Origin of the sequence: Streptomyces sp. WAC05374 (assembly GCF_004353505.1) — a bacterium.
Classification (GTDB): Bacteria; Actinomycetota; Actinomycetes; order Streptomycetales; family Streptomycetaceae; genus Streptomyces.
The window spans coordinates 155,251-176,699 of sequence record NZ_SMNQ01000003.1 but is presented as its reverse complement, the minus strand read 5'-3'; the positions used below and the strand labels follow the sequence as shown (position 1 = coordinate 176,699).

18 protein-coding genes are annotated in these 21,449 nt (G+C 72.6%); 11 read left to right on the top strand and 7 right to left on the bottom strand.

Features of this window, described 5'->3' with window-relative positions; translation table 11 throughout:
• Window positions 1-241 precede the first annotated feature (241 nt).
• The 9 genes from E2B92_RS08405 (at window position 242) to E2B92_RS08365 (ending at window position 12,325) form a co-directional block, all read left to right on the top strand.
• Complete coding sequence (locus E2B92_RS08405) at window positions 242-2,089, top strand: outer membrane protein assembly factor BamB family protein (protein ID WP_126888396.1); 1,848 nt, start codon at window positions 242-244, stop codon at window positions 2,087-2,089.
• Window positions 2,090-2,105: 16 nt separating this feature from the next.
• Window positions 2,106-3,620 (top strand): outer membrane protein assembly factor BamB family protein, encoded by a 1,515-nt coding sequence (locus E2B92_RS08400; RefSeq protein WP_126888395.1) that lies wholly within the window; start codon window positions 2,106-2,108, stop codon window positions 3,618-3,620.
• A gap of 16 nt (window positions 3,621-3,636) precedes the next feature.
• Window positions 3,637-5,169: an outer membrane protein assembly factor BamB family protein gene (locus E2B92_RS08395; protein ID WP_126888394.1), complete on the top strand. Its 1,533-nt coding sequence runs from the start codon at window positions 3,637-3,639 to the stop codon at window positions 5,167-5,169.
• Between the two features lie 61 nt (window positions 5,170-5,230).
• Window positions 5,231-6,988, top strand: a complete 1,758-nt coding sequence (locus E2B92_RS08390) for an outer membrane protein assembly factor BamB family protein (RefSeq protein ID WP_133087450.1) — start codon at window positions 5,231-5,233, stop codon at window positions 6,986-6,988.
• A 220-nt stretch (window positions 6,989-7,208) separates the two neighbouring features.
• Window positions 7,209-7,913, top strand: a complete 705-nt coding sequence (locus E2B92_RS08385; RefSeq protein WP_126888125.1) for a response regulator transcription factor — start codon at window positions 7,209-7,211, stop codon at window positions 7,911-7,913.
• Window positions 7,914-8,119: 206 nt separating this feature from the next.
• Window positions 8,120-9,163, top strand: coding sequence for a galactose-1-phosphate uridylyltransferase (galT, locus tag E2B92_RS08380; protein WP_126888124.1), 1,044 nt, complete (start codon window positions 8,120-8,122; stop codon window positions 9,161-9,163).
• Window positions 9,160-10,122 (top strand): UDP-glucose 4-epimerase GalE, encoded by a 963-nt coding sequence (galE, locus tag E2B92_RS08375; protein ID WP_126888123.1) that lies wholly within the window; start codon window positions 9,160-9,162, stop codon window positions 10,120-10,122. Before galT ends, galE begins: the two co-directional genes overlap by 4 nt.
• Window positions 10,119-11,291, top strand: coding sequence for a galactokinase (galK, locus tag E2B92_RS08370; RefSeq protein ID WP_126888122.1), 1,173 nt, complete (start codon window positions 10,119-10,121; stop codon window positions 11,289-11,291). Before galE ends, galK begins: the two co-directional genes overlap by 4 nt.
• 248 nt (window positions 11,292-11,539) lie before the next feature.
• Window positions 11,540-12,325, top strand: coding sequence for a LuxR C-terminal-related transcriptional regulator (locus tag E2B92_RS08365; protein ID WP_185923714.1), 786 nt, complete (start codon window positions 11,540-11,542; stop codon window positions 12,323-12,325).
• On the opposite strand, the gene tamR is transcribed toward E2B92_RS08365, so the two are convergent.
• Entirely contained in the window at window positions 12,284-12,781 is a 498-nt protein-coding gene (tamR, locus tag E2B92_RS08360; protein ID WP_073757514.1) for a MarR family transcriptional regulator TamR, read from the bottom strand. The genes E2B92_RS08365 and tamR overlap by 42 nt on opposite strands.
• A gap of 131 nt (window positions 12,782-12,912) precedes the next feature.
• On the opposite strand from tamR, the gene E2B92_RS08355 reads away from it, so the two are divergent.
• The gene (locus E2B92_RS08355; RefSeq protein ID WP_126888121.1) at window positions 12,913-13,752 is read left to right on the top strand and encodes a trans-aconitate 2-methyltransferase; all 840 of its coding nucleotides are present in this window, start codon (window positions 12,913-12,915) and stop codon (window positions 13,750-13,752) included.
• A 100-nt stretch (window positions 13,753-13,852) separates the two neighbouring features.
• Here the strand turns inward: E2B92_RS08355 and E2B92_RS08350 are convergent, their stop codons facing one another.
• Window positions 13,853-14,527 (bottom strand): TetR/AcrR family transcriptional regulator, encoded by a 675-nt coding sequence (locus tag E2B92_RS08350; protein WP_126888126.1) that lies wholly within the window; start codon window positions 14,525-14,527, stop codon window positions 13,853-13,855.
• Window positions 14,527-15,513, bottom strand: a complete 987-nt coding sequence (locus E2B92_RS08345) for an acyl-CoA desaturase (RefSeq protein ID WP_126888120.1) — start codon at window positions 15,511-15,513, stop codon at window positions 14,527-14,529. The genes E2B92_RS08350 and E2B92_RS08345 overlap by 1 nt, the downstream gene beginning before the upstream one ends.
• A gap of 214 nt (window positions 15,514-15,727) precedes the next feature.
• Here E2B92_RS08345 and ppc point away from each other — a divergent pair, with 214 nt between their 5' ends.
• Window positions 15,728-18,457: a phosphoenolpyruvate carboxylase gene (ppc, locus tag E2B92_RS08340; RefSeq protein ID WP_126888119.1), complete on the top strand. Its 2,730-nt coding sequence runs from the start codon at window positions 15,728-15,730 to the stop codon at window positions 18,455-18,457.
• A 98-nt stretch (window positions 18,458-18,555) separates the two neighbouring features.
• On the opposite strand, the gene E2B92_RS08335 is transcribed toward ppc, so the two are convergent.
• From E2B92_RS08335 to E2B92_RS08320, 4 genes are all read right to left on the bottom strand, one after another.
• The gene (locus E2B92_RS08335) at window positions 18,556-19,293 is read right to left on the bottom strand and encodes a hypothetical protein (protein ID WP_133087449.1); all 738 of its coding nucleotides are present in this window, start codon (window positions 19,291-19,293) and stop codon (window positions 18,556-18,558) included.
• Window positions 19,294-19,577: 284 nt separating this feature from the next.
• Window positions 19,578-20,045: a hypothetical protein gene (locus E2B92_RS08330; RefSeq protein ID WP_133087448.1), complete on the bottom strand. Its 468-nt coding sequence runs from the start codon at window positions 20,043-20,045 to the stop codon at window positions 19,578-19,580.
• Window positions 20,046-20,099: 54 nt separating this feature from the next.
• Window positions 20,100-20,696: an aminoacyl-tRNA hydrolase gene (gene pth / locus E2B92_RS08325; RefSeq protein WP_126889150.1), complete on the bottom strand. Its 597-nt coding sequence runs from the start codon at window positions 20,694-20,696 to the stop codon at window positions 20,100-20,102.
• An 84-nt stretch (window positions 20,697-20,780) separates the two neighbouring features.
• Window positions 20,781-21,374, bottom strand: coding sequence for a 50S ribosomal protein L25/general stress protein Ctc (locus E2B92_RS08320; protein ID WP_126889151.1), 594 nt, complete (start codon window positions 21,372-21,374; stop codon window positions 20,781-20,783).
• Between the last annotated feature and the right edge of the window lie 75 nt (window positions 21,375-21,449).

Here is a 21,449-nt window from a genome sequence, read left to right as displayed (position 1 = left end):
CCGGGGTACGTGGCGAAGGCGTGGAGAGCGGATAACGAGGGCATCACAGGCCGGTCCTCCCTTGGGAACAGGGGCGGACCGGCCCCTTTCGTGACGGTGCCGAGTGATAGAAAGAAGCCCCGCTCGACTCACGTAACACTGCGGAATCCATGTCCGATTCGCTCCATTCCGGCGATGCGTGCGCGCCGGAATCGCGGGGGAGGCCGGTCGGGCAGCGGACCGCACGAAGGGGGAAGCGCTGATGACTCAGCCGCCCAGCCAGCAACCGCCGCAGGGGGGCTTCGGGTCTCCGCAGGACCCGCACCAGCAGCCCCCTCAGCCACCGCAGGCACCGCCCGCCCAGCCGCCGGTCCCGCCGCAGGCCCCCGGCCAGGCCCCGGCCGGCGCACCGGCGTACGGCGCCCCGCAGGGCGCCCCGGCCCAGCCGACCGCCCAGCCGCCGGTACCGCCGCAGATGCCGGGCCAGCCGCCCGCCGCCGCGCCCGGCTACGGCTACCCGCAGCAGCCCGGGCCCTACGCCCAGCCCGGCCCGTACACCGCGCAGCCCGGACCCTACGGCCAGCAGCCCAACCCCTACGGCGGCCACCCCGGCCAGCCGCAGTACCCCGGTACGCCCACGCCGCCGCCGGCCGGCCGCGGCAACCCCTTCAAGGGCAAGCCCGCCGTCATCATCGGCGCGGCCGTCGCCGCCCTCCTCGTCATCGGCGGCGGCACGTACCTCGCCCTCAGCGGCGACTCCGGCACCGAGAACGAGAAGTCCGACGCCAAGGGCTCCAGCGCCGCGCCCGCCCCCACCGGCACCGGTGAGGTCGACCAGGGCGACGGCAGCGGCGGCGGCCGCGAGGCCAACGACGACCTGAACGCCGGGCGCAAGCCGGGCGAGGCCAAGGTCGAGTGGCTGATGACCAACGACGTGGACCTGCCGCGCAACGGCGCGGACGTGTACGGCCCCTGGGTCGTCGGCGACACCGTCGTCAAGGCCATGTACAAGAGCCTCGTGGGCTACTCGGTGACCGACGGCAAGAAGAAGTGGGAGGTGCCGTTCACCACCGAGGTGTGCACCGCCCCCGTCGCGCCTGCCGACAACGGCACGATCGTCATCGGCGTCAACGACAAGGCCGGCGAGAAGGCCGACTGCACCGTGCTCCAGCAGGTCGACCTCAAGACCGGCAAGGCGGGCTGGAAGAAGCCCGTTCCCCAGGGCACCGGCTTCAACGCCCTGTCCGACATGACGCTCGCCATCAGCGGCACCACCGTGACGGCCGCCGGCACCGGCAACGCCCACGGCTTCTCCCTCGCCGACGGCAAGCACCTGTTCGGCACGCCGGACGCCGACTGCAAGCCGTTCGCCTACGCGGGCGGACCGAAGCTGATCGCCGCATCGAGCTGCCGCACCGGTGACTACAAGAAGACCCAGCACGAGGTCAGCGAGGTCGACCCGGCGACCGGCAAGCCGAAGTGGACGTACAAGCTCCCCGCCAACTGGGAGGTCACCAAGGTCTTCTCGGTCAGCCCGCTGGTCGTCTCCACCGAGGAGCCCGACAGCAAGAAGTGGAGCATCGTCGCGCTCACGGACGCCGGCAAGCTCCGCTCGACCCTCGACGGCGGCAAGGACAAGTTCAACCCCAAGTGCGGCGGCTCCTTCGTCGTCTTCGGCGAGAACCTCCAGGGCTGCACCGGTGTCGCCGCCGACGCGAACACCTTCTACATGTCGACCGAGCCCACCCAGCTCACCAACGGCACCAACGACGTGGTGGCCTTCGACCTGAACACCGGCAAGCCCAAGTGGCGCGCCGCCGCCGGACCGCAGCGGACCATGACCCCGCTGCGCATGGAGGGCGGCGACGTCCTCATGTACATGGAGGGCTCCTGGGACCGCGGCGGCGCCGTCGCCACCCTCGCCCCCACGGGCGGCAGCCCCAAGGTGCTGCTCCAGCACCCGGCGTCGACGGCCGAGATCGAGAGCGACTTCTACTCGCCGAAGTACGCCTACGCCGACGGACGCTTCTTCATCGCCAGCGGCCGCGTCAGCGCCCGCAACGACACCGAGGAGAAGCAGACGAAGACGATGATGGCCTTCGGCAAGTGAGCACGGGGCCCGTCCGATGAGTCAGCCGATCCATGGCGCGTACGGCCCGCCGGGGCCGTACGGCTCGCTCAACCCGCACGGGGGCGGCGCCCAGCCGCCGCCCCCGCCCCGCCGGCGCGGCGGCCGCGCCCTGCTCGCCGCCGTGGCGGCCCTGGTCGTCCTCGGCGGCGGCGGGGCCTGGTGGTACGCCGGCACCGGCGACGGAGACGGCAAGAGCCCCGCGAGCGGCGGCTCCGCCCCACCGCCCGGCCAGGCGCACCCCGGCCCCAGCGGGTCGACCCCGCCCCACCTTGACCCGGCGGTGGCCGACCGCGTCAACGCCGCCCGCGCGGCGGACGAGGCGAAGCTGCTGTACCTGCGCAGGAACACCGTGGACGTCGCCGCATCCGGCGTCGCCGTCCACGGCCCCTGGCAGGCCGGCGACACCGTCGTCACCGCCATGCACCGCACGGTCACGGCCCATTCGGCCGCCGACGGGCGGGAGAAGTGGCGCTTGGCGCTCGACGGCGACCTCTGTTCCGCCTCGACCCGTACGACCGCCGACCGGCGCATCGCCGTCGTCACCAAGGACGGCCCCGGCGCGAAGGGCGACTGCCGCCGGCTCCGCGTGATCGACCTGAACACCGGCCGGGCGGGCTGGGAGACGCGGATCGCCAAGGAGAACGGGTCGGACGTCAGCGAGACGTACTCGCTGGCGTTCACCGGCGGCACGGTGGCCGTCGGGCGGCTCGGCGCCTCCAGCGCGTACCGCCTCACCGACGGCAAGCGGCTGTTCGGCTCGCCGCCGGTCACCGGGTGCGTGCCCTACGCGTTCGCCGGCGGTCCGAAGCTGATCGCGGCGGCCTCCTGCCTCCGGCCCGGCGGCGGGGGACGGGAGGAGGTCCAGGAACTCGACCCGGTCACCGGCGCGGTGCGCTGGCGGCACCCCCTCGCGCCCGGCTCCCGCGTCCAGGGCGTCTACTCGGTCGCCCCGCTGGTCGTGGCCGTGGGCGACGACACGGGCGCGACGACCGGCGTGTTCGCCCTCACCGACGGCGGCGCCCGGCGGTCGGCGCTCGCCGGCGCGGCCGGGTTCGACGCGCACTGCGGCGACCCCGGCGACAGCGAACTGCTGAGCTGCCGGACCGCGGTGGACGACGACACGCTCTACGTGGCCACGGCACCCGGCGCGGACGGCGGCGAGGGCAACACGATCGTCGCCGTCGACCTCGCGACCGGGAAAACGGTACGCCGCGTCGCCACGCCCGCGAAGGCGCTCGCCCGCCCGCTGGGCATGTCCGGCCGGGACCTGCTGTTCGACGCCGCGCCGCTGGACGACGGCCCGCACCTGGTCGGGTCCGTCGCCCCGGGCGCCACCGCGCCCCGGGTCCTGATGCGCGCCCCGGTCGGCCGCGCCCAGGAGGAGGGGCGGCTGTCCGGTCCCCGGCCGCTGTACGCCGACGGGCGCTACCTGCTCGTCAGCGGCAGGGTCGGCGGCTCCGGCGACGACGAGGAGCGGGAGACGGCGACCATGATGGCTTTCGGCGCATGACGGCAGGGCACCTTCGATGACTCAGCACACCCCGCCGTCGCCCGGTCCGGCCGGGCCGTACGGCACGCTCAACCCGCACGGGGGCGCACAGGGCCGGCCCGGTCCGCCCCCCGGCCCGCCCCGCCGCAGGGGCAGAGTCCTGATCGCCGCCGCGGCGGCGCTTGCCGTCCTCGGCGGCGGCACCTGGTACGCCACCCGGGACAGCGGCGGTCACGACGGCAAGCCGTCCGCCGCCCCCGCGCACAGCGCCCCGGCCTCCCCGGCTGGTCCGGTGGCCACACCGCCGGCCGGCCCCGACACCGCCGGGGCCGCGAGCATCAACGCCGGCCGCAAGCCCGGCGACGCCAGGGCGCTGTGGATACGGAAGAACGACACCGACCTGCCCAACAGGCTGGTCGAGGTCCTCGGCCCGTGGACGGTCGGCGACACGATCGTCACGGCCGCCCACCGCACGGTGTCGGCGTACTCGGTGAGCGACGGCCGGCTCCGGTGGAGCCTGCCCCTGGACCGCGACCTGTGCCGGGCCACCCCCACGGTCTCCGTCGAGGGCAGGATCGCCGTGGTGACCCGGCTGGACCCGGGGCCGAAGAGCGAGTGCCGCTCCCTGCGGATGATCGACCTGCGCACCGGCAAGCAGGGCTGGCAGAGGACGATCGCCCAGGAGGGTCAGTGGGACGCCTTCACCGACTACTCCCTGGCGATCACCGGCGACACGGTCACCGCCGGCCGGGTCAGCTTCTCCACCGCCTACCGGCTCAGTGACGGCACGCGGCTCTTCCGCCAGACACCCGGACGGTGCACGGCCCAGGCCTTCGCCGGCGGGCCCGCCCTGATCGCCTCCCTGTCCTGCCAGGACGGCACGGCCGACGTACCGCACGAGCAGGTCCAGGAGGTCGACCCGGTCACCGGCCGGGCCCGGTGGACGTACGACATCAAGCGCGGCTACCACATCGACCACGTCTACTCGGTCCGCCCGCTGGTGGTCTCCCTGTACGACCGGGCCAACGACAAGCGGGCCGTCCTCGCGCTCACCGACAAGGGCGCCCGGCGGTCCGCGCTCGCCGGCCCGGACCAGTACGCCCCGGGGTGCACGGCGCACGCCAGCGACACCAACAGCCTCCAGAACTGCCGGACCGTCACCGACGGCCGCGTCTTCTACATGGCGACCCGGGCGAGCGGCTCCGGGCCCGGCGCCACCAACCAGGTGGTGGGCTTCGACCTGGACACCGGTACCGTCGTCCGCCGCATCGCCGCCCCGCCCGGGCGGCTCGTCATGCCGCTGCGGATGTCCGGCCCCGACCTGCTGGTCGAGGTCCTGCCCGCCTTCACCGGCACCGCGCGGGCGGGCGCGGTCGCGTCCGCCGGACCGGACGCGACGACGTTCCGGCCGCTGCTGCGCCTGCCGGAGTCCAGCGCCAGAACCCACCAGCGGCTGGACGAGCCGAACGCCGTGTACGAGGACGGCCGCTACTTCCTGGTGTCCGCCAACCTCGTCGGCGACGACACCCATGAGAGGACCAGCGACATGCTCATGGCCTTCGGACCGTGACCGCGTCCTCGATCCCCCACGCCCCGAACCAACACCCTTCCCTTCCCGAGGTACGCACACCATGACGCAGCCGCCACCGCCCCCGAACCAGCCGCCCGGCCAGCCCCCGAACCAGCCGCCCTCCGGCGGATTCGGCGCCCCGCACGACCCTCCCGCGCAGGGCTTCGGCGCGCCCACCCCGCCGCCGCAGAACCCCGGTTACGGCTACCCCCAGACGCCGCCCCCCGCGCAGCCGCCGGGCTACGGCTACCCGCAGGCGCCGGGCCAGCCGCCGACGCAGCCGGGCGGATACCCGCAGCAGCCCGGGTACGGCTACCCCACCGCGCCGATGCAGCAGCCCGTCCAGGGCGGGACCGGCGGCGGCAAGAAACTGTCCGCGCAGATGCAGATCATCATCGCCGCGGCCGTCGCCGTCGCCCTGATCGTCGTCGGCGGCGTCTGGTACGCCAGTTCCGGCGGCGAGGACGCCCCCACGGACAACGCCAAGGGTTCCTCCGGCACCACCGGAAGCGCCGAGGGCGGCGGCAAGGGCGGCCCGGACGGCCCCGGCCAGGAGAAGGCGTCCGGCAACACCAAGGCGAAGGTCGCCTTCCAGGTGCCGCTGCCCGAGGTCACCGACCTCACGGACGTCAACGGCTCCTGGGTCACCGACAAGGCGTACGTCAAGTCCGGCGTCGAGTCGGTCGTCGGCTACGACCTCGACAAGGGCACCCCGCTGTGGACCACGCCGCTGCCCGGCCAGGTCTGCGCCGCGTCGCGCCACGTCAAGGACAACAAGACCGCCATCGTCTTCGAGGCCGCCAAGCGCGTCCCGCCGAAGAACTTCCAGCCGTGCACCGAGGTCGGCGTCATCGACCTGACCACCGGCAAACTGCTCTGGCGCAAGTCCGTCACGGGCGCCGACGCCGGTGACGACAAGGTCTCGTTCGACGAGGTCACCATCGGCGCCACCACCGTCGCCGCCGGCGGCCTCGACGGCGGCGCCGCCTGGGACCTGACCACCGGCAAGGAGCTGTGGAAGCCGCAGGTCAACGCCGAGGAGTGCGAGGACCGCGGCTACGGCGGCGGCGAGGCCCTGGTCGCGGCCCGCCTCTGCGGCCCGTACGACAGCGCCTACCTGCTCATCCAGAACCTCGACCCGAAGACCGGCGCGCCCCTGTCGTCGTTCAAGATGCCGGCCGGTGTCGAGGACGCGGGCATCGTCTCCACCAAGCCGCTGGTGGTCGCCGCCGACGTCGGCGACACCGCCGGTGACGGCTCCGGCATCTCGGACTTCTTCTCCATCGACGAGAAGACCGGCAAGCTCAAGGTGAAGATCGCGGCGGACGCCGAGCGGTACGCCGCCGAGTGCGACTCGTCCGGCGTGGAGGTCTGCCACCGGGCGGTCGTCGGCAACAACCGGCTCTACCTGCCCACCGAGGACCACGAGGGCGGCGGCGAGTACGGGGACACCAACGAGATCGTGTCGTTCGACCTCACCACCGGCAAGCCCACCACCGACAAGGCTGACGCGGGCGACCGGTACTCGATGTTCCCGCTGCGGATGGACGGCGGCAACATCATCGCGTACAAGAAGGCGCCCTACGACAAGGGCGGCCAGGTCGTGAGCATCGACGGCGGCACCTTCAAGCAGACGGTCCTGCTGGAGAACCCCTCCGACAAGTCCGTACGGTCCGCGGAGCAGTCCTTCGTGCTGGACTCGGCGGAGATCCGCTACAGCGACGGCAGGCTGTTCATCGCCGACGACCTGTTCGACAAGCCGAGCGACTCGTCCACCGACCACAAGGAGTACCTGGCGATCGGGTTCACCACGCACTGAGCGGCGGCGCACCGGGTGACGGCCCGGCACATCGGCAGACCCGATGTGCCGGGCCGTCCACGTGGTGTTCCGCACGTAGCCCTGTTTGACGAAGAATTCGACATTCTGGGGGGCTTCTGACAAGTAACAGGCGCGCGACGTCGAACAAGCGTGTAGCTTGCCGGGTCAACAGTGCTGGGGTCGGCGGGGGGCCGGTCCCAGGTGGATGGGGGGAAGCTCGATGGGCGTGCGGCTCATGGTGGTCGACGACCACCGACTGCTCGCGGAGGCGCTCGCCTCGGCGCTCAAACTGCGCGGGCACCGGGTCCTGGCGGCCGCCGCGCCCACGGCCGGCGCGGCCGAACTGGTGGTGAGCCGGGCTCCCGAGGTCTGCCTGCTGGGCACGGCGGCACCCGCCGAACCCGGCGCGTTCGACCCGATCGTGACGATCAAACGGGAGCGTCCCCAGGTCGCCGTGGTGGTCCTCGGCCCGGTCCCGTCCCCGCGCGGCATCGCGGCGGCGTTCGCGGCCGGCGCCTCCGGTTACGTCCGCCACGACGAGCGCATCGAGGGCGTGGAGCGCGCCATGATGAAGGCCAGGGCGGGCGAGGCGGCGGTGGCGCCGCAGCTCCTCCAGGGCGCGTTCACCGAGCTGCTCAACCCGGCCGCCCAGCCGGACGACGAGGGCCAACGCCTGCTGCGGCTGCTCACCCCGCGCGAGGTGGAGGTGCTGGTGCGGGTCGCGGAGGGCGAGGACACCCGGCTGATCGCGGCGGGCATGCGCATCGCGCCCAGCACGGCCCGTACGCATGTGCAGCGGGTGCTGATGAAGCTCGGTGTCGGATCGCGGCTGGAGGCCGCGGCGCTGGCCGCCCGGACGGGGCTGCTGGACCGTGCGGCGTCCGCCGGCGGGGGTGCGTCGCCTTCGGGGCCGCTTCCCCTGTGAGGCCGGGCCCCGGTCATCCGCCGGGCGCTGTACCAGGCGTCGTCCTTCTCGGGCGGCGCCTTCTCCGTGTCCGGCACCACTCGCCCCCTCGTCGCGGGCAAGCGCTCGACCGCCGACGGCAGCCGGGGCTCATTGACGAGCCTTGTTGAGCCGTGATTGGTTATGTTTGCTTCTGTTGGGTGTGCAGGTTTCCGAGGGGTGCCCGAGTGAAGAAGACGTCGACCCGGCTGGCCGACGGCCGCGAGCTGGTCTACTACGACTCCCGGGACGACGTCGTCCGCGACGCCGCCGACCGGCGGCCCCTGGACCCGGTCGCCACCACCGCGGAGATCCGCCGCGACCCGCTGCTCGGCGACGCGGTGGCCATCGCCTCGCACCGCCAGGGCCGCACCTACCACCCGCCCGCCGGCGAATGCCCCCTGTGCCCCTCCCGCGACGGCCGGCGCACCGAGATCCCGGACGCCGACTACGACGTGGTCGTCTTCGAGAACCGCTTCCCCTCCCTGGCCGGTGACGCCGGCCGCTGCGAGGTGGTCTGCTTCACCCCCGACCACGACGCCTCGTTCGCCGACCTCACCGAGGACCGGGCCGCGCTCGTGCTGGAGGCGTGGACCGACCGCACCGTCGAACTCGCCGCACTCCCCGGCGTCCAGCAGGTGTTCTGCTTCGAGAACCGGGGGGCCGAGATCGGCGTCACCCTCGGCCACCCGCACGGGCAGATCTACGCGTACCCCTTCACCACCCCCCGCACGGCGCTGATGCGGAACTCCGCCGCCGCCCACCGCGCCGCCACCGGCCGCAACCTCTTCGACGACCTCGTCGAGCGCGAGCGCGCCGCCGCCGAACGGGTGGTCCTCGAGACCGACGAGTGGGTCGCCTTCGTGCCCTACGCGGCGCACTGGCCGTACGAGGTGCACCTCTACCCCCGGCGGCGCGTGCCCGATCTCAGGGCGCTCGACGACGCCGCGCGGGCCGGGTTCCCCCCGGTCTACCTGGAGCTGCTCAGGCGCTTCGACCGGATCTTCGGCGAGGGCGAGCCGCCGACGCCGTACATCGCCGCCTGGCACCAGGCGCCCTTCGCCGACCCGGAACGCGACGACTTCGCCCTGCATCTCGAGCTTTTCACCATCCGACGCACTTCCGGCAAGCTGAAGTTCCTCGCGGGCTCCGAATCCGGCATGAGCGTGTTCATCAACGACGTGCCGCCGGAGGCCGCGGCCCGCCGACTGCGAGAGGTAGCGAGCGCATGAGATATCTCGTCACGGGTGGAGCCGGGTACGTCGGCGGGGTGACCGCCGCGCACCTGCTGGAGGCGGGGCACGAGGTGACCGTCCTGGACGACCTGTCGACCGGCTTCCCCGAGGGCGTCCCGGCGGGCGCGCACTTCATCGAGGGCCGTGTCCAGGACGCCGCCCGGTACCTGGACGGCTCCTACGACGGCGTCCTGCACTTCGCCGCGTTCAGCCAGGTCGGCGAGTCGGTCGCCGACCCGGAGAAGTACTGGGTGAACAACGTCGGCGGCACTCTCGCGCTGCTGGCCGCGATGCGCGACGCGGGCGTGCGCCGGCTGGTCTTCTCCTCCACGGCCGCCACGTACGGGGAGCCGGCCTCCACGCCCCTCACCGAGACCGACCCCACCGCCCCCACCAGCCCCTACGGCGCCTCCAAGCTGGCCGTCGACCACATGCTCGCCGGTGAGGCCGCCGCGCACGGCCTGGCCGCCGCCTCGCTGCGGTACTTCAACGTCGCCGGGGCGTACGGGAAGTACGGCGAGCGCCACGACCCCGAGTCGCACCTGATCCCGCTCGTGCTCCAGGTCGCCCTCGGCGGGCGGGAGTCGATCTCCGTGTACGGCGACGACTACCCGACGCCCGACGGCACCTGTGTGCGCGACTACATCCACGTCGCCGACCTCGCCGAGGCGCACCTGCTCGCCATGGAGGCGGTCGCGCCGGGCGAGCACCTGATCTGCAACCTCGGCAACGGCGAGGGCTTCTCGGTGCGCGAGGTCGTCGAGACCGTCCGGGAGGTCACCGGTCACCCGGTGCCCGCGGTGACCGCGGGACGCCGGGCCGGTGACCCGGCGGTGCTGGTCGCCTCGGCCGCCACCGCGCGCGACCGGCTCGGCTGGAAGCCGTCCCGGCCGGACCTGGCGGGCATCGTCGCGGACGCCTGGGAGTTCGCCCGGGCGCGGGCGGCCGGGGCATGACGGCCGGCGAGCGGAGCGGGGCGGCCGAGCGCGTCGCCCGCGCGTTCCGCGCGCTGTACGGGGCCGAGCCGGAGGGCGTGTGGGCGGCGCCCGGCCGGGTCAACCTGATCGGCGAGTACACCGACGTCAACGACGGCCTCGTCATGCCGCTGGCCCTCCCGCACACCGCGGTCGCCGCCGTGTCGCGCCGCACCGACGGGCGGCTGCGCGTCCACTCGGCCGACACGGACCAGGGCGTCGTCCAGCTCCGTGCCGACGCCCTGGAGCCGCGCGCCGCCACCGGGTGGGCCGCCTACCCGGCCGGGGTGGTGTGGGCGCTGCGCGAGGCGGGCCACCGGGTCACGGGCGCCGACGTCCACCTCGCCTCCACCGTCCCCACGGGCGCCGGGCTCTCCTCGTCGGCCGCCCTGGAGGTGGTCACCGCCCTCGCGCTGAACGACCTGTACGGGCTCGGGCTGACCGCCTGGCGGCTCGCGCTCCTCGCCCAGCGCGCCGAGAACGCGTTCGTGGGCGTCCCGTGCGGCGTGATGGACCAGATGGCGTCGGCGGCGTGCGTCCCGGGCCACGCCCTGTACCTGGACACCCGTGACCTGGCGGTGCGGCACGTGCCGTTCGACCTCGCCGCCGAGGGCCTGACGCTGCTGGTGGTCGACACCCGGGTGAAGCACGCGCTCGGCGACGGCGCGTACGCCGAGCGGCGCGCCGGGTGCGAGGCGGGTGCGCGGGCGCTGGGCGTGCGCACGCTGCGCGAGGTCCCGTACGTGCAACTGCCCGATGCCCTGCGGCGGTTGGGTGACGAAACGGTTCGCTCGTACGTCCGTCACGTCGTGACCGACAACCACCGGGTGCGGCGGACGGTCGAGCTGCTGGACGCGGGGGACGTGCGCGCGGTGGGGCCGGTCCTCACCGAGGGGCACGCCTCCCTCCGCGACGACCTCCGGGTGTCCTGCCCGGAGCTGGACCTCGTCGTGTCGGCCACGACCGCCGCCGGGGCGCTCGGCGCCCGGATGACGGGCGGCGGCTTCGGCGGTTCGGCGGTCGTGCTGGCCGAGGCGGCGGACGCGGACGCGGTGACCAAGGCGGTCGGGGAGGCGTTCGCGGCGGCCGGGCACCCGGCTCCCCGGGTGTTCCCCGCGGTGCCGTCGGCGGGGGCGCGCCGTCTGCGGTGAGCGCGTGCGCGGCCGGGGCCGGGGGTGGCGGCCGGGCCGGTGAGTTTGGTCAAGTCCCCTTCCCCCGTGGCCGCCCCGCCGTACTCTGATGCACAGCACCGGTGGGGGCCGGTGCTGATCAGGGGGCGAGACAGCCGGGTACGACGCCCTGGGCGGGGGTAACAGTCACCGCACGGCGGCGGCCGTGCGACCACTGGGTACCTCGGGCTCCGGGCGCCGTACCCGTAGCTGCTCTGTTTCCTCGACACATGGGGGTGTCAGTGGTCCGTATCCGGGTTCTGGTGGTGGACGACCACCGCATCTTCGCCGAGTCGCTCGCCGCCGCTCTGGCGGCCGAGCCCGACGTGGACGTCGCGGCGGCCGGCAGCGGCCCCGCGGCGATGCGCTGCCTGGACCGGGCGGCGGCCGAGGGCCGCATGTTCGACGTGCTGCTGGTCGACGCCGACCTGGGCGCCGCTGCCGCGCCGGCGGTCGCCCGCGCCGTGCCGGACAACGGCGAGGGGGTCGTGGACGGCATCTCGCTGGTCTCCGGGGTCCGTGAGGGCCGGCCCGAGGTGCGTACGGTCGTGCTGGCGGAGAAGGACGACCCGCGCCGGGCCGCGCTCGCGCTCCAGTCGGGAGCCTCGGGCTGGGTCGCCAAGGACTGCTCCCTCCAGCGGCTGCTGACCGTGATACGAGGAGTGCTGCGCGACGAGACGCACCTGCCGCCGGCGCTGCTGACCGGGGTGCTGCGGGAGCTGACGGCCGCGCGCAAGCACCGCACCGAGAGCGAGCGACTGGTGGAGTCGCTGACCCCGCGCGAGCGGGAGGTGCTGCGCTGCATGGTGGCGGGCCTGGGCCGCAAGGCGGTCGCCGAGCGGCTGTTCCTCTCCCCGCACACGGTGCGTACGCACATGCAGAACGTGCTGGGGAAGCTCGGCGTGCACTCCACGCTGGCGGCGGTGGCGCTGGCCCGCCGGGCGGGCGTGGGACCGGCCGAGACCGCCGCCGGTCTAGCCGGGGATGTTGTCGAACGGGGCGGTCAGTTGGCGTAGCAGCGCGGCCAGTTCGGCGCGCTGGGCGCGGGAGAGCTCCGCGAGGATGGCGCGCTCCTGGGCGAGGAGCCCGGCGAGGGCCTGGTCGGCCCGGTCACGCCCCTCGGGGGTGAGGCGGACGAGGACGCCGCGCCGGTCACTGGGGTCGGGCAGGCGCTCGACGAGGCCCTTCTTGGCGAGCCGGTCGATGCGGTTGGTCATGGTGCCGGAGGTGACCAGCGTCTGCGTGAGCAACTGGCCGGGCGAGAGCTGGTAGGGTGCGCCGGCGCGGCGCAGCGACGTCAGGACGTCGAACTCCCAGGGCTCCAGGTTGTGCTCGGAGAAGGCGAGCCGGCGGGCGCGGTCGAGGTGGCGGGCCAGCCTGGAGACGCGGCTGAGCACCTCGAGCGGTTCCACGTCGAGGTCGGGGCGCTCGCGGCGCCATGCAGCGACCAGTCGGTCGACCTCGTCCTCCATGGCGATCAGTGTAGGGGATCTGTCGACGTGAAGTCTCTTGACGTCAAGAAATATTCCGCTGGACCATTGGGCATGACGGGGCCGGGACTCTGTTCCGCTTCGGTACTACGTTCCAGCAAGGGGGCTCGAACATGTATTCCGCACCAACCTGGGATCCACAGCAGTACCTGCGCCACTCCTCCCACCGCACCCGACCGTTCCTCGACCTGCTCGCCCGCATACCGGAACTCCCCGCCGACAGGGAAGGCCGGCCCCCCAGGATCGCCGACCTCGGATGCGGCCCCGGCAATGTGACCGCGCTGCTCGCCGACCGCTGGCCCGGCGCGCGCATCACCGGCTTCGACCTCTCGCCCGAGATGCTGGAACAGGCGAAGAAGACCTACGCCGGCACCACCGACGGCGGCGGCTGGCTCGACTTCCGCCCCGCCGACGCCGCCCACTGGACACCGGACGAACCCTACGACCTGATCATCTCCAACGCCGCCCTCCAGTGGGTGCCCAACCACCCCGAGTCCTTCCCCGTCTGGACCGAAGGGCTCGTCCCCGGCGGCACACTCGCCTTCCAGGTACCCGCCAACTTCACCTCACCCAGCCACGCACTGCTCGGCGAACTGTGCGAGACCCCGCAGTGGCGGGCCCGCCTCACCGGCCACGGCCGCCGCTTCGTCCACATCCTCGACGCCGCCGACTACCTCACCCGCCTCGCCGACCTCGGCCTGACCGTCGACGTCTGGGAAACCGTCTACTCCCAGCTCCTCCAGGGCGACGACCCCGTCCTCGACTGGGTGAAGGGCACCGCACTGCGCCCGGTCCTCACCGCCCTGGACGGCGACCACGAAGCGGTCACCGACTTCCTCGCCCAATACCGCGACCTGCTGCGCAAGGCATACCCGCCAGGCCCGCACGGCACGGTCTTCCCCTTCCGCCGCATCTTCGCGGTCGCCACCCGCGGCCAGGAGCCGACGGGGTGACGCCCCACTTACGCCCCACCCCCGCCCCACACCCGTGCCGGGGCGCGCCACACAGCCGCGCCGCGCCCCGGCACAGGTCCGCCCGCACCACGCGGACCGCTCAGCTCTTGCGGTGACCTATCAGCCGGGGCTTCGGCTCCAGGCCGTCCAGCCCGTGCCAGGCCAGGTTCACCAGATGCGCCGCCACCTCGGCCTTCTTCGGCTTGCGGGCGTCCAGCCACCACTGCCCCGTCAGGGCCACCATCCCCACCAGCGCCTGCGCGTACAGCGGGGCCAGCTTCGGATCGAACCCCCGCGCCTTGAACTCCAGGCCCAGGATGTCCTCCACCTGCGTGGCGATGTCCGAGATCAGCGACGCGAACGTACCCGTCGACTGCGCCACCGGCGAATCCCGCACCAGGATGCGGAAACCGTCCGTGTACGTCTCGATGTAGTCCAGCAGCGCGAACGCCGCCTGCTCCAGCAGCTCACGCGGATGCCCGGCCGTCAGCGCCCCGGTCACCATGTCCAGGAGCTGGCGCATCTCACGGTCCACCACGACCGCGTACAGCCCCTCCTTGCCGCCGAAGTGCTCGTACACCACCGGCTTGGAGACGCCCGCCTTCGCGGCGATCTCCTCCACCGACGTGCCCTCGAAACCGCGCTCCGCGAAGAGCGTGCGGCCGATGTCGAGCAGTTGCTGCCGCCGCTCGGCGCCCGTCATCCGGACCCGGCGCCCCCGCCTGGGTTTGTCCGTACCACTGCTGCCACTGCCGTCGATCGCCACACCGTCCATCATGCCGCGTTCGCGGCGCGGTCCTGGCGTCGGGCTTCGATCCGGGACGCGGTCGGCCAGCGCACGTCGTAGGCCCAGCCCAGCATCTCGAACCAGCGGATCAGACGGGCGCTGGAGTCGAGCTGCCCCCGCATCACCCCATGACGTGCGCACGTCGGGTCGGCGTGGTGCAGGTTGTGCCACGACTCACCGCACGACAGCACCGCCAGCCACCACACGTTCCCGCTCCGGTCCCGCGACTTGAACGGACGCTTGCCCACCGCGTGACAGATCGAGTTGATCGACCACGTCACATGGTGCAGCAGCGCCACCCGCACCAGCGAGCCCCAGAAGAACGCCGTGAAGGCACCCCACCACGACATCGTCACCAGACCGCCCACCAGCGGCGGGATCGCCAGCGACAGAACCGTCCAGAACACGAACTGGCGCGAGATCGCCCGGATCGCCGGGTCCTTGATCAGATCCGGCGCGTACTTGTGCTGCGGCGTCTGCTCCTCGTCGAACATCCAGCCGATGTGCGCCCACCACAGGCCCTTCATCAGCGCCGGCACCGACTCCCCGAACCGCCACGGAGAATGCGGGTCACCCTCCGCGTCCGAGAACTTGTGGTGCTTGCGATGGTCCGCCACCCACCGCACCAGCGGCCCCTCCACCGCCAGCGACCCCATGACCGCCAGCGCGATCCGCAGCGGCCGCTTCGCCTTGAACGCACCATGCGTGAAGTACCGGTGGAAGCCGATCGTGATGCCGTGACAACCGATGTAGTACATCGCCACCAGTAGCCCCAGATCCAGCCAGCTCACCCCCCAGCCCCACGCCAGCGGCACCGCCGCGAGCAGCGCCAGGAAGGGCACCGTGATGAACAGCAGCAGCGTGATCTGCTCGATCGAACGCTTGCTGTCCCCGCCGAGTGTGGCGGAGGGCAGGCCGGGGGAGGGGGAAACGGACGGGTCCGAAGTCCCGAGCACGTCGGGGCTAGTGGTCATGGGGTCCCCTGGGGGGTGAGGGATGCAAAAGGAAGCCGTGGCTACGGTCCCGTAACCTACGGCGACGTAAGTATGGCAGCGGTTGGGCACGGGGCAAGAGGGCTGGGAGCGGCGCCGCCGGACGGGACACCTATCCTGGGTGTCGTCGGACAGCGCGGTCCGCAGCCTCCAGTACCCCTCCAGACGTGCTCAAACACTGCAAGGAGCCGCACCTGTGAGCAGTGCCGACCAGACCCCCACCGCCAGCGCCGAGCTGCGCGCCGACATCCGCCGACTGGGCGATCTGCTGGGCGAGACGCTCGTCCGCCAGGAAGGACCCGAGCTCCTCGAGCTCGTCGAGAAGGTCCGCCGCCTCACCCGCGAGAACGGCGAGGCAGCCGCGGCACTCCTCGGCGACACCGACCTGGAGACCGCCGCCCGCCTGGTGCGCGCCTTCTCCACGTACTTCCACCTGGCCAACGTCACCGAGCAGGTCCACCGCGGCCGCGAGCTGCGCGAGAAGCGCGCCGCCGAGGGCGGTCTCCTCGCCCGCACCGCCGACATGCTCAAGGACGGCGACCCCGAGCACGTACGCGAGACGGTCAAGAACCTCAACGTCCGCCCCGTCTTCACCGCGCACCCCACCGAGGCCGCGCGACGCTCCGTGCTCAACAAGCTCCGCCGCGTCGCCGAGCTCCTCGAGACCCCCGTCATCGCCTCCGACCGGCGCCGCCACGACCTGCGCCTGGCCGAGTCCATCGACCTCATCTGGCAGACCGACGAACTCCGCGTCGCCCGCCCCGAGCCGACCGACGAGGCCCGCAACGCCATCTACTACCTCGACGAACTCCACGCCAACGCCGTCGGCGACGTCCTGGAGGACCTCGCCGCCGAGCTGGAGCGCGTCGGCGTCGAGCTGCCCGCCGGCACCCGCCCCCTCACCTTCGGCACCTGGATCGGCGGCGACCGCGACGGCAACCCCAACGTCACCCCCGCCGTGACCTGGGACGTCCTCATCCTCCAGCACGAGCACGGCATCACCGACGCCATCGAGCTGATCGACCACCTGCGCAGCCAGCTCTCCAACTCCATCCGGTACGCGGGCGCCACCCAGGAACTCCTCGACTCCCTCCAGCAGGACCTGGAGCGGCTCCCCGAGATCAGCCCCCGGTACAAGCGCCTCAACGCCGAGGAGCCCTACCGGCTCAAGGCCACCTGCATCCGCCAGAAGCTCGTCAACACCCGCGAGCGCCTCGCCAAGGGCACCGCCCACCAGGAAGGCCGCGACTACCTCGGCACCGCCGAGCTGCTCGCCGACCTCACCCTGATCCAGACGTCCCTGCGCGAGCACCGCGGCGGCCTCTTCGCCGACGGCCGCATGGACCGCACCATCCGCACCCTGGCCGCCTTCGGCCTCCAGCTCGCCACCATGGACGTCCGCGAACACGCCGACGCCCACCACCACACCCTCGGCCAGCTCTTCGACCGCCTCGGCGAGGAGTCCTGGCGGTACGCGGACATGCCCCGCGACTACCGGCAGAAGCTGCTCGCCAAGGAACTGCGCTCCCGCCGCCCCCTCGCCCCCACCCCCGCCCCCCTCGACGCGGCCGGCACCAAGACCCTCGGCGTCTTCCACACCGTCAAGGAAGCCTTCGAACGCTTCGGCCCCGAGGTCATCGAGTCCTACATCATCTCGATGTGCCAGGGCGCCGACGACGTCTTCGCCGCCGCCGTCCTCGCCCGCGAGGCCGGACTCATCGACCTCCACGCCGGCTGGGCCAAGATCGGCATCGTGCCGCTGCTGGAGACCACCGACGAGCTCAAGGCCGCCGACGTCATCCTCAACGACATGCTCGCCGACCCCTCCTACCGCAGGCTCGTCTCCCTGCGCGGCGACGTCCAGGAGGTCATGCTCGGCTACTCCGACTCCTCCAAGTTCGGCGGCATCACCACCAGCCAGTGGGAGATCCACCGCGCCCAGCGGCGCCTGCGCGACGTCGCCCACCGCTACGGCGTCCGCCTGCGCCTCTTCCACGGCCGCGGCGGCACCGTCGGCCGCGGCGGCGGCCCCTCCCACGACGCCATCCTCGCCCAGCCCTGGGGCACCCTCGAGGGCGAGATCAAGGTCACCGAGCAGGGCGAGGTCATCTCCGACAAGTACCTCATCCCCTCCCTCGCCCGGGAGAACCTGGAGCTCACGGTCGCCGCCACCCTCCAGGCGTCCGCCCTGCACACCGCCCCCCGCCAGTCCGACGAGGCCCTCGCCCGCTGGGACGCGGCCATGGACACCGTCTCCGACGCCGCCCACACCGCGTACCGCAAGCTCGTCGAGGACCCCGACCTGCCGACGTACTTCCTGGCCTCCACACCCGTCGACCAGCTCGCCGACCTGCACCTGGGCTCGCGGCCCTCCCGCCGCCCCGGCTCCGGCGTCTCCCTCGACGGACTGCGCGCCATCCCGTGGGTCTTCGGCTGGACCCAGTCGCGGCAGATCGTCCCCGGCTGGTACGGAGTCGGCTCCGGCCTCAAGGCCCTGCGTGAGGCCGGCCTCGACGCCGTACTCGACGAGATGTACGAGCAGTGGCACTTCTTCCGCAACTTCCTGTCCAACGTCGAGATGACCCTCGCCAAGACGGACCTGCGGATCGCCCGCCACTACGTCGAGACCCTCGTGCCCGAAAACCTCCGGCACGTCTTCGACGACATCGAGGCCGAGCACGCCCTCACGGTCAGCGAGGTACTGCGCGTCACGGGCGGCAAGGAACTCCTCGACTCCAACCCCGTCCTCCAGCAGACCTTCGCCATCCGCGACGCCTACCTGGACCCGATCTCCTACCTCCAGGTCGCGCTGCTCGCCCGACAGCGGGCCGCCGCCGAGCGCGGCGAGGACCCCGACCCGCTGCTCGCCCGCGCCCTGCTGCTCACGGTCAACGGCGTGGCGGCCGGCCTGCGCAACACCGGCTGACGCGTACGGCTTCCCCGCGGGAAGCGGGAAGGGGGCGCCCGATGGTACCGGGCGCCCCCTTCGTGCGCTGTGAGCGTCCTGAGCGTCTCCTACGCCCGTCAGGGCTGCTTCTTGGCCCTGCCCAGGCGGGACACGAGGTAGCCGCCACCCACGACGAGCGCCCCCGCGATGCCGGCGAGGACGCCGACCGGGGCGGAGCTGCCGGTCTCCGCGAGGTCGCCCCCGGAGCCGCCCGGGGCGGACGCGGCGGGGGCGCCCGGGGCCGACGGGGCGGAGGGCGCGGTGTCCGACGCGGCGGGGGCGCCCGGCGCCGACGGGGCGGAGGGCGCGGTGTCGGACGGCCCGCCGGAGGGCCGCTCGCCCGGCTCGGAACCGCCAGGCCCGGACGACCCCGGCCCGGAACCGCCCGGCTCGTGGCCGCCGCCCGGCTCCGTGTCGCACGCCGACCAGAACACCTTGTGCTTCGCCCGGCCGTGCTCGCCCTCGAACGTCCAGAACAACTTGTAGTGCCCGTCCGGCAGCGTCAGGTCACCCGTACGGCCGTGCCCCGACCCGTCGAGCGTCAGCGAGCCGGACTCCACCGTCTCGCCCTTCGCCCCCGCCTTCGGGGCCCACGCCTCGATGTGCCAGTCGACCTGCTGACCGGCGTCGAAACCGAAGGCGTCCAGGTAGAAGGTGCAGACGTGCGGCTCGTTCCGGCGGAGCTCCTCGCCGGTCGAGGCGTCATGGATCTTGACGGTGCCGTTGTCGCCGTTCGTGGCGAGAGCCGAAGGGGCGAACACCAGTGAGCAGGCCGCAGCCGCCACCAGCACGCCGGAGAGAGAAAGAGTGCGCATGGGCAGTCCAACGAGTAAGGGGGGCCGTGGGGGGCGGCTGAAGCCTCGTGTGGCCGCCGGAACACGTCAAGACACCCGGCACCACATCCACCGGCACCCCCATAACGATTGGGTGAATGACCCATTCCGCTACGGCCGGACGCTCCCGCGACGCCCCCACCGCCAGGTTGCGCAGGTTCCCGACAACGCCCCCACCGGCCAGGCATCGCAAGCCCCCCGCGACGCCCCCACGCCCAGGCGCCCCAGCCCCCCCCCGCGACGCCCTCACCCCCGCCGCCCCACGCTCACAGCGCCAGAAACGTCCCCACCAGCAGCGCCCCACCCGCCGACGCCGACACCCACGCCAGCCGCGGCAACCGCATCCCCCCACCGATCACCAGCGCCGCCAGCAACAACGCCCCACCCAACGGCAACCACGCGTGCAACCCGCCCGGCCACCCCGTACGCACCAGCTCCGTCGTGTCCGGCTTCACCACCACCGGATAACGGCCACCCTTCTCCACCGCCACCGAATGCTCGATCGTCATGCCCGTACGCGCCCCCGCCGGCCCCTCCGGATCGAACCGCCCCGTACAGACGTCCGTCGAACACCCCGTGACCGTCAGCGTGCCGTGCTCACGGCCCTTCGACAGCAGAACGTGCTGCGCCGAACCCCACGACGCCCACGCCCCCGCCACCACCAGCAGCAGCGCCACCAGCGCCATGGCGGCACTACGGGCATACGGGAGGGCTGAAGTCCGCTTCTTGCTCATGGGGCGCGATCCTCTGGCACATGACCATGCCCGGTCAATCCCGGCCAGGACCGGCTACGCGTTGTACGCCGACTGCGCCCGCTCCAGACCCTCCGTCACCAGGCACTCCACCGCATCGGCCGCCCGGTCCACGAAATAGTCCAGCTCCTTGCGCTCCGCCGACGAAAAGTCCTTCAGCACGAAATCCGCCACCTGCATCCGGCCCGGCGGACGCCCGATCCCGAACCGCAGCCGGTGGTAATCCGCACCCATCGCCTTCGTCATCGACTTCAGCCCGTTGTGGCCGTTGTCGCCACCACCCAGCTTCAGCCGCAGCACCCCGTAATCGATGTCCAGCTCGTCATGGACCGCCACCACATGCGCCGTCGGCACCTTGTAGAAGTCCCGCAACGCCGTGACCGGACCACCCGACAGGTTCATGTACGACATCGGCTTCGCCAGCACCACCCGCCGGTTCGCCGGCCCCGGAGGCCCGATCCGGCCCTCCACCACCTGCGCCTGCGCCTTGCCCGCCCGCTTGAACTTCCCGCCGATCCGCTCCGCGAGAAGATCGGCCACCATGAAACCGACATTGTGTCGATTACCGGCATACTCCGGCCCCGGGTTGCCCAAACCCACGATCAGCCAAGGGGCACTGGCGTCCGTCGTCATGTCCTCGCGTCTCCTCGCGTACCCACAGGGAAACGGGGTGGCGGGCCGCAGCCCACCACCCCGTCAAGCAGAGCCCAGGACGGCTCAGGCCTCGGCGGCCTCTTCGCCCTCGGCCTCCTCGCCCGCCGGCTCCTCGGCCTGCGCGGCCAGAACCTGCAGGACGACAGCGTCCTCCTCGACGGCCAGCGACACGCCGTTCGGCAGCGTCACGTCCTTCGCCAGCACCGACGCACCGGCCTCCAGGCCCTCGACCGACACGGTGAAGGACTCGGGGATGTGCGTGGCCTCGGCCTCGACCGGCAGCGCGTTCAGCACGTGCTCGAGCAGGTTGCCGCCCGGCGCCAGCTCGCCCTCGGCGACGACCGGAACCTCGACGGTGACCTTCTCGCCACGCTTGACCAGCAGCAGGTCGACGTGCTCCAGGAAGCCCTTCAGCGGGTCACGCTGCACGGACTTCGGGATCGCCAGCTCGTTGGTCTTGCCGTCGATGTCCAGGGCGATCAGGACGTTCGGCGTACGCAGCGCCAGCAGCAGGTCGTGGCCCGGCAGCGTCAGGTGCACCGGCTGCGTGCCGTGACCGTAGAGAACACCCGGAACCTGGTTCGCGCGGCGGATGCGGCGGGCAGCGCCCTTGCCGAACTCGGTACGGGTCTGAGCGGTGAGCTTCACCTCGGACATGTGCACTCCTCGTAAGTGACAGACGGATCAACGGTCGTGGTCACCCGGCCACGACTGGACTTGGCCTGCTACGAA

Excerpts from the sequence above, each read along its gene's own strand:
- E2B92_RS08405 (WP_126888396.1), top strand. The coding sequence starts at position 242 with ATGACTCAGCCGCCCAGCCAGCAACCGCCGCAGGGGGGCTTCGGGTCT.
- E2B92_RS08400 (WP_126888395.1), top strand. The coding sequence starts at position 2,106 with ATGAGTCAGCCGATCCATGGCGCGTACGGCCCGCCGGGGCCGTACGGC.
- E2B92_RS08395 (WP_126888394.1), top strand. The coding sequence starts at position 3,637 with ATGACTCAGCACACCCCGCCGTCGCCCGGTCCGGCCGGGCCGTACGGC.
- E2B92_RS08390 (WP_133087450.1), top strand. The coding sequence starts at position 5,231 with ATGACGCAGCCGCCACCGCCCCCGAACCAGCCGCCCGGCCAGCCCCCG.
- E2B92_RS08385 (WP_126888125.1), top strand. The coding sequence starts at position 7,209 with ATGGGCGTGCGGCTCATGGTGGTCGACGACCACCGACTGCTCGCGGAG.
- galE (WP_126888123.1), top strand. The coding sequence starts at position 9,160 with ATGAGATATCTCGTCACGGGTGGAGCCGGGTACGTCGGCGGGGTGACC.
- galK (WP_126888122.1), top strand. The coding sequence starts at position 10,119 with ATGACGGCCGGCGAGCGGAGCGGGGCGGCCGAGCGCGTCGCCCGCGCG.
- E2B92_RS08365 (WP_185923714.1), top strand. The coding sequence starts at position 11,540 with ATGGGGGTGTCAGTGGTCCGTATCCGGGTTCTGGTGGTGGACGACCAC.
- tamR (WP_073757514.1), bottom strand. The coding sequence starts at position 12,781 with ATGGAGGACGAGGTCGACCGACTGGTCGCTGCATGGCGCCGCGAGCGC.
- E2B92_RS08355 (WP_126888121.1), top strand. The coding sequence starts at position 12,913 with ATGTATTCCGCACCAACCTGGGATCCACAGCAGTACCTGCGCCACTCC.
- E2B92_RS08350 (WP_126888126.1), bottom strand. The coding sequence starts at position 14,527 with ATGGACGGTGTGGCGATCGACGGCAGTGGCAGCAGTGGTACGGACAAA.
- E2B92_RS08345 (WP_126888120.1), bottom strand. The coding sequence starts at position 15,513 with ATGACCACTAGCCCCGACGTGCTCGGGACTTCGGACCCGTCCGTTTCC.
- E2B92_RS08335 (WP_133087449.1), bottom strand. The coding sequence starts at position 19,293 with ATGCGCACTCTTTCTCTCTCCGGCGTGCTGGTGGCGGCTGCGGCCTGC.
- E2B92_RS08330 (WP_133087448.1), bottom strand. The coding sequence starts at position 20,045 with ATGAGCAAGAAGCGGACTTCAGCCCTCCCGTATGCCCGTAGTGCCGCC.
- pth (WP_126889150.1), bottom strand. The coding sequence starts at position 20,696 with ATGACGACGGACGCCAGTGCCCCTTGGCTGATCGTGGGTTTGGGCAAC.
- E2B92_RS08320 (WP_126889151.1), bottom strand. The coding sequence starts at position 21,374 with ATGTCCGAGGTGAAGCTCACCGCTCAGACCCGTACCGAGTTCGGCAAG.